Raw genomic sequence first — 232 nt, forward strand, 5'->3', positions numbered from 1 at the left:
GCTTCGGAGATCGACATGAAGTCCCCGCCGGCCTTCTGCAGCTCCTTCTTGAAGGTCGTGACGACGGAAACCGAATCGAAGACGGCATCGACGGCGACCTTCGAGGTCTTCACGCCGGCCAGGATCTCCTGTTCACGCAACGGAATACCGAGCTTTTCGTAGGTCTTCAGAAGTTCGGGATCGACATCCTCCAGCGAGGTCGGACCCGTCACATTCTTCGGCGCGGCGTAAT

At 58.6% G+C, this 232-nt stretch carries 1 pseudogene; it reads right to left on the reverse strand.

Features of this window, described 5'->3' with window-relative positions:
* A pseudogene (locus tag KVS69_RS20740) lies at positions 1 to 232 on the reverse strand (Fe-S cluster assembly protein SufB); the annotation flags it as partial.

The organism is Stenotrophomonas sp. GbtcB23, assembly GCF_019091045.1.
In the GTDB taxonomy this organism is placed as follows: Bacteria; Pseudomonadota; Gammaproteobacteria; order Xanthomonadales; family Xanthomonadaceae; genus Stenotrophomonas; species Stenotrophomonas rhizophila_A.